Here is a 7221-nt window from a genome sequence, read left to right as displayed (position 1 = left end):
GGAGCATGAGTTCCACGCTCGGCCTGGGGCCGGTGCCCCTCAAGGCGCCGGACTCTTGCCGGGACCCTGGCCTACTCTCCTGTGAGGGGCCTCCTCACCGCCGTATTGCCCCCGAGGGGACCAGTGCGTGGCACCCAGCACTGCGCGAGCGTGGGACACAGGCGCAAGAAGAAGGCCGTGAGGGGTCCCTCACGGCCACCCGCGGGTGGCGGCACGCCGGTCACCAACCAGCATGCCGCGCCGCGCACCGCACCACATCCGCCCCAGGGCGAAAGGGGCCCAGTGCGCTACCGGACCTCGAACCGCACCGGATGACGCTGGTAGTAGAAGTCGAATCGCTCGCGGAGTTCCTCCGGTTCGACCCCGAAGTCGGCTCGTAGGTCGTGGACGATCCGCTGCCGCCGATAACGGCGGTGCTCGGCGTTGAACGCGGCGATGTTCTCGCTCAGCTCATCGGTCACCGTCAGCCCGGCGGCGTCGTAGATTTCCCGCACGGCGGACAGCTGGTCGGCGGTGAATTCGTGGAAGAGCACGTCGACGACGTGGTCGTCCGCGATGAGCGAACGGTCCCGCATCCTGGCCCGGAGCATGCCCTCGATGCGATCGGCCGCTGCGGCGAAAATCGCTTCGACATCCACTTCGGACGACCGCAGTCGCGCCGCGTACGCGAACATCGTGGCGAGCGACTGGACCATGGCCACCGGGTCGCGGTGGGTCATGACGAACGTGGCGTCGGGAAAATTGGCCAGCAGCAGAGGAATGTACTCGCAGTGCATCGGCGCCTTGAGCACCCAGCGATCCGGCCCGCGCTGCCACTGCAACGCCTTGAGCATGGTCGCCAGATAGGCGTAGTGCGGCGCCTGATCCTCGTCGTCGATGGGGAAGTTGGAGTCCATCAACATGTTTTCCTGCGCCACGTCGTCGGGACCGAGCTGGAGGATGCTCGCCAGGTGGGGCAGCAGGTCGGTGCGCACCCCGGGCAGCACTATGCTCGACTTGTTCTGCCCGTCGTCCGAGACGGACCACATCACGCCCCCCTTGGCCGCCGGCGCGCCGCCGGCCGGGAGAAACGGTTCGGCCGCTTCCCGCAGCCGTAGCGACCTCAGCCGGGAATCCGCGGCGAGCGTGCCTTGGAGATAGGTGGTTCCCGAACGTGACGGCCCGACGATGATGATCGGCTTTTCGATCTTCCGGTCGAGAATTTCCGGATGCCGGCCGAGGAGATCGTAGAACCGCAACCGGATGACCAGGTTGCGCACGACCGAGCGGAACATCTCGGCACGGTCCAGCGGCGTTCCGGTCGTGCCCGCGAGCTGACTGCGCAGACCGGCGCGAAAGGTGTCCGGGCCGAAGTCGGTGAGCCCGGTCAGTTGTCGCGCCGAGGACAGTACCGCGTCCTCCGTCAGGTCGACCGGATTGCGTGCCGCGTCATCGATCGTCCGACGCATGGCGTCGGTGAGCACGGGTTTCCGCAGGTCGCCGATTCGGATGGATTGCTGGTTGGCTGGCATGATGTCGATCCAATCGAACTCAACCGTGCGCCGGACAAAACGTCTCAACTCCACTTCGCGCCGACGATACTAAATGCTGACGATTTCGCACTGTTATCGCCCCGGGACGATTCGAATCCGCGAACCGTTCCGTTTCGCCGCCGGAACGGGATGATAACGGCGGGAAAACACCGCACCGTAGGGTCGGGCCGCCTCACCACGGGTTCCGGGGCACGAGCACGGAAGGTGATCATGACACACATCATCGATGAGCCCACCGGGTCGCTCCGCCGGTTCGGGGCGGCGCCCTCGCACGGGACCACGACCCTGGTGTGCTTCCCGCACGCCGGTGGATCGGCGAGTTTCTTCGCGCCACTGGCCGATGCGCTCACCCCGGGCGTGACGGTGCTGGCCGCGCAGTATCCGGGACGCCAGGACCGCCTGGCCGAGCCGTGCCTCGACGCCATTGGTCCCCTCAGCGACCTGATGTACCGCGCGACCAGGGCGGTGCCGCCGCAGCCTCTGGTCCTGTTCGGGCACAGCATGGGCGCGATCGTGGCGTTCGAGGTGGCCCGGAGACTGGAGCTCGACGGAGGGCCCCAGCCGGTGCGGCTGATCGTCTCGGGCCGGGGCGCGCCCGGCCGGACACGGGCCGGGCAGCCGAGCTGGAACAACGACACCGCGCTGCTCGAAGAAATGCGTTCGCTGGGCGGAACCGACGTGGGTGTGCTGGACGACCCCGACCTCACCGAGCTCGTGCTGCCCGCGATGCGCGCCGATGTCAAGGCACACGAGGAGTACCGGCCCGTGCCGGGCGCGACGGTGTCCGTCCCGATCACCGCACTCCTCGGCGAGGAGGATCCGACCACGTCGGTCGAGGACGTCCGGGAGTGGGATCAGCACACGCGGTCCGGGTTCGACCTGCGCCTGTTCCCTGGCGGCCATTTCTACCTGAGCCCACCGCCGCACGCGGTGGTCGCCGCCCTGACCGAAATCGTGCTGGGGCAGAACGCACGCTGACCGAGTTTCGCCGCGAACCCGGCGATCACCACCGGGTTCGGTTTGTTCTTTCCGCTCCGGCCGGGTTGACGGCGACCATCGAGTATTTGTCTCCGGAGTTTCCGGCGCCGGGCAATGAAACCGATATCCCAGCGATAATCGGTCCCCCTAACCTCGACCGCGAGTATCGGTGAGAAGGAGCCAGTTCATGACGAATCCCTTGGAAGTGCCCGGTGCGGACACCCGCGCCTCGTGCTGCCCGAAGAGCCTTGCCGAGCTCATGGACTCGGCGTCTCGCGGCTGAGTGTCCGATGAAGCCCACATTCGGCACCATCCCGCGCTGGGCCGCCGTACCCGCCGAGGGAATACACGAGCACGAGACGGCGATGCCGGACGATTTCGCCACCACGCTGGCGGCCACGGCCGGACGCCTGGGTGTGCCGCCGCACGTGCTGGTGCTGGCCGCGCACACGAAGGTGCTCGCCGTGCTCACCGGCGAACAGCGCATCGTGACCGGGTACCTGGCCCCCGGCCGGGAAGACGCCGCCACGCTGGACCTCACCGTCCATGACGGCTCATGGCGCGAGCTGATCGCCCATCTGGACCGGGCCGAACCGAGCGAGCCGGAGGAACCGCCCGCCTTCGAGACGACACTCGACCCGGTCGGCGACCGGGACTGGCCGGAGGCGCTGCCCGCGGGTGTGGTGCTGGCGATCCGGTTCGAGCGGGCTTCGAACAGGCTCCGGCTGCGCTACCGGTCCGAGCTGATCGACGACGACTACGCCGGCCGGATCGCCGGATACCACCGCAGTGCCCTGGACCTGATCGTCGCCGACCCCGATGCCCGGCACCGACGGGCGAAGCTGCTCTCCGAGGAGGAGATCGCCTTCCAGCTCGAAGCGCTCGCCGGACCGCGGCGCAGCCGGCCGGACCGGGCCTTCCACGAGCTGTTCGAACAACGCGTGCGCGAACAGCCCGAAGCGATCGCCGCCGTCCACGGCGCCGCGCGGCTCACCTACCGCGAGCTGAACCGCCGCGCCAACCGCATCGCGTGGGCGCTGCTCGCCAGGGGCACCGTGCGGGAAGACGTCGTCGCGGTGATGACCGAACGCAACCTGGACTGGTTCGCCGCGGTCATCGCGGTGTTCAAGGCCGGTGCCGCCTACCTCCCGATCGAGCCGCGGTTCCCGGCGGACCGCATCGCGGCGATGCTGACCCGCTCCGGCTGCCGCTTCGCCCTCACCGAACCGGGTTCCGACCGCGGCCTGCGCGATGCCGCCGACATCGCCACGATGGTCATCGGCGACCTGTACACCGGGGACGGGCCGGAGGGCGATCCCCACGTGCGGGTCGAACCCGGCCAGCTCGCCTACATCTACTTCACCTCGGGCTCCACCGGAGAGCCGAAGGGCGCGATGTGCGAGCACGCGGGGCTGCTCAACCACCTCTACGCCAAGGCGGACGACGTCGGGATCGGCGCCTCGGACGTGGTGGCCCAGACCGCGCCGCAGTGTTTCGACATCTCCCTGTGGCAGTTGATCTGCGGCCCGCTCATGGGTGGCCGGACGGTGATCGTCGGGGAGGAGCTGATCCTGGACGTCGAGCGCCTGATCGACCACCTCGTCCGGGAACGGGTCACCGTGCTCCAGGTCGTCCCGTCCTATTTGGACGTCATCGTCTCGTTCCTGGAGAAGCACCACCGCCCGCTGGGGGCCCTGCGTCACGTGCTGGTGACCGGTGAGGAGATCAAGAAGGACCTGGTGCGCCGCTGGTTCGCCGCCGTACCGGGCATCGGGCTGATCAACGCCTACGGGCTCACCGAAACCTCCGACGACACCAACCACGAGATCATGTACCAGGTTCCCGCGCAGGACCGGGTTCCGCTCGGCCCGCCCGTGGCCAACGTGCGGATCTACCTCGTCGACGAGAGCCTCCAGCCCGTTCCGCTCGGCGCGGCGGGCGAAATCGTCTTCTCCGGCGTCTGTGTCGGCCGCGGATACATCAACGACGCCGAGCGCACCCGGCTGGCCTTCGGCACCGATCCGCACTGCCCGGGGCAGCGGCTGTACCGCAGCGGTGACCTCGGCCGGTGGCTGCCCGACTTCAAGCTCGAGTTCCTCGGCCGGGCCGACAGCCAGGTCAAGATCCGCGGCTTCCGGATCGAACCGGGCGAGGTCGAAAACGCCCTCCTGCTCGTGCCCGGGGTGCGAGCGGGCGCCGTCGTGGTCGCCGAACGCGCCGACGGCACCCGGCAACTGGTGGCCTTCTACCGCTCGGACACGGAAACGACCGCCGAGGAGCTCCGGGCCGTCCTGAGCCGGACGCTGCCCGCGTACATGATCCCGGCCGCGTTCCACCGCCGCGACCGCCTGCCGTTGACCGCGAACGGCAAGATCGACCGGAAGGCGCTCGTCCGGCTCGCCGCCGAGCTCTTCCGGCCCGGGACCCCACGAGAGGCCGGGGCGGGCACTCCCGCCCAGCGGCGGCTCGCGCTGGCCTGGTCGCAGGTCCTCGGCATCCCGGTCGACGAGATCGGCTGGTCGGACCATTTCTTCGACCGGGGCGGCACGTCGCTGTCGGCGGTGCGCCTCGCGATCGTGCTCGACCGGCTGGTCTCACCGAAGGACATGACCGACCACCCGGTTCTCGCCGACCTGGCCACGCTGCTGGAACAGCGGTGCCAGGAAGCAACCGAGTCGGAAAGGCGGGTGTGATGACGTCCCCATCGCTGACCGAAGTGCCGGTTCTCGAAATGTCCGCCGGCTGGCATACCGGGGCCCCCTGGGCGGAGCTGCGCGAAGCCGTCACCCGGCACGGCGCCGTCGTCGTGCGCGGGCTCGGACCGCGGGAGCGCGGCGACGCGGTCGGGCTGTGCCGATCGCTTCCGGTCCCGCTGATGGCCGAACGGGAGCCCTTCGCCCCGCGCGACCGCCACGCCGAGGGGGTGTACTCCTCGTCGAGGTGGCCGCCCGACCAGCCCATGTGCATGCACCACGAGCTGAGCTACGCGCTCGAATTCCCCGCTTTGATGATCTTCGCCTGTGTCACCGCACCCGGCACGGGCGGCGCGACCGCCATCGCCGACTCGGCCTCGGTGCTGGGGGCGCTGCCCCGGGAGCTGGTCGAGCGGTTCGAGCGCGACGGATGGCTGCTCGAGCGCACCTACAACGGTGACGTCGGCGTCTCGGTGGCCGAGGCGTTCGGTACCAGTGATCGCGGGGCCGTCGAAGCGTACTGCCGCGCCAACGCGATCGACTTCGAGTGGCGGGGGGACGGCGTCCTGCGGACCCGGCAACGGCGCCCCGCGGTCGTGCGGCATCCCGTGACCGGCGCGCGCTGCTGGTTCAACCAGATCGCCTTCCTCAACGAGTGGACGATGGCCCCCGAGATCCGGACCTACCTGATCGACGTCTACGGAGCCGATTCGCTGCCCTTCACCACGCGTTTCGGCGACGGCACGCCCGTTCCCGAGGAGGCGGTGACGGCCATCAACGGCGTCTACGACGAGCACACGGTCAGCCACCCGTGGCGGGCCGGCGACGTGATGATCATCGACAACATCCAGACGAGCCACAGCACGCAGCCGTACACGGGCAACCGCGAGATCGTCGTCGCCATGGCCGAGCCGGTGCGGCTCGCCGACTGCGCCGGTCCCCTGGCCGTCCCGTCGATCTGAGGGAGTTCCAGTCATGTCAGAAGCCAGCGTGCCCTCCTTCGCCGTGATCCCGGGTACGCAGGTAGCCGACGCGCTCCGCGGCCGCGAGCGGCGGATCGTCGAACTCGTCGAGGAGACCTACCGGTTGCACGACACCGGTGACACGGTCAACCCGCCGTCGTACTTCCTGCGCTTTCCCGACCGGCCGTCGGCACGGATCATCGCACTGCCTGCCGCGCTGGGCGGGCCGTCGGCGGTCGACGGTCTGAAGTGGATCTCCAGCTTCCCGGAGAACGTCGCCGCCGGGATCCCGCGCGCCTCGGCCGTGCTGATCCTCAATGACCCCGAAACCGGATACCCGTTCGCCTGCCTGGAAAGCTCGATCATCAGCGCGGCCAGGACGGCGGCGTCGGCGGCACTGGCCGCCGACCGGCTGACCCGGACCCGCTCCCGGCCGAGGACGATCGGCTTCTTCGGGACGGGGCTGATCGCCCGCTACGTGCATCGCTACCTCACCGCGACGGGCTGGTCCTTCGACGAGGTCGGCCTTCACGACGTCTCGGCCGAGCACGCCGAGGGCTTCCGCTCGTACCTCACCCGGTCCGAGGCGCCGGGCAAGGTCACGGTGCACGCGAGCGCGGAGGGGTTGATCCGCTCCAGCGACCTGATCGTCTTCGCCACCGTCGCCGCGGTCCCGCATGTCACCGACCCCGGCTGGTTCAAGCACAACCCGCTCGTGCTCCACCTGTCCCTGCGGGACCTCTCGCCGGAGGTCGTTCTCGACGCCGTGAACATCGTCGACGACGTCGAGCACTGTCTCAAGGCGGGCACCTCCCCCCACCTGGCCGAGCAGGCCTCCGGCGGCCGCGACTTCCTGCTCGGCACATTGCCCGGGGTGCTGGCGGGCCGCGTTTCCCCGCCCGCCGACCGCCCGCTGGTGTTCTCGCCGTTCGGGCTCGGTGTCCTCGACCTGGCCGTGGGCCGCTTTGTCTACGACGAGGTCGGCCACAACGGGGGGCTCGCGGTCGTCGAGGGCTTCTTCCACGAGCTGCGGCGGTACGGCTGAAGGTTCGCGCG

At 69.4% G+C, this 7221-nt stretch carries 5 protein-coding genes; 4 read left to right on the top strand and 1 reads right to left on the bottom strand.

Features of this window, described 5'->3' with window-relative positions; genetic code table 11:
• Window positions 1-287 precede the first annotated feature (287 nt).
• A complete protein-coding gene (locus FNH05_RS27790; protein WP_144591802.1) occupies window positions 288-1511 on the bottom strand; it encodes a sulfotransferase family protein in 1224 nt (407 codons plus the stop codon).
• A gap of 231 nt (window positions 1512-1742) precedes the next feature.
• On the opposite strand from FNH05_RS27790, the gene FNH05_RS38335 reads away from it, so the two are divergent.
• The 4 genes from FNH05_RS38335 (at window position 1743) to sbnB (ending at window position 7210) form a co-directional block, all read left to right on the top strand.
• Entirely contained in the window at window positions 1743-2510 is a 768-nt protein-coding gene (locus FNH05_RS38335; RefSeq protein ID WP_186382771.1) for a thioesterase II family protein, read from the top strand.
• Between the two features lie 290 nt (window positions 2511-2800).
• Window positions 2801-5203, top strand: a complete 2403-nt coding sequence (locus FNH05_RS27780) for a non-ribosomal peptide synthetase (RefSeq protein WP_144591798.1) — start codon at window positions 2801-2803, stop codon at window positions 5201-5203.
• A complete protein-coding gene (locus FNH05_RS27775) occupies window positions 5203-6165 on the top strand; it encodes a TauD/TfdA family dioxygenase (RefSeq protein WP_144591796.1) in 963 nt (320 codons plus the stop codon). The genes FNH05_RS27780 and FNH05_RS27775 overlap by 1 nt, the downstream gene beginning before the upstream one ends.
• Before the next feature lie 13 nt (window positions 6166-6178).
• Window positions 6179-7210, top strand: coding sequence for a 2,3-diaminopropionate biosynthesis protein SbnB (gene sbnB, locus FNH05_RS27770; RefSeq protein WP_144591794.1), 1032 nt, complete (start codon window positions 6179-6181; stop codon window positions 7208-7210).
• Window positions 7211-7221 lie beyond the last annotated feature (11 nt).

Origin of the sequence: Amycolatopsis rhizosphaerae, from assembly GCF_007713715.1 — a bacterium.
GTDB lineage: Bacteria > Actinomycetota > Actinomycetes > Mycobacteriales > Pseudonocardiaceae > Amycolatopsis_E > Amycolatopsis_E rhizosphaerae.
This window is presented reverse-complemented; position numbering and strand designations above follow the sequence as displayed.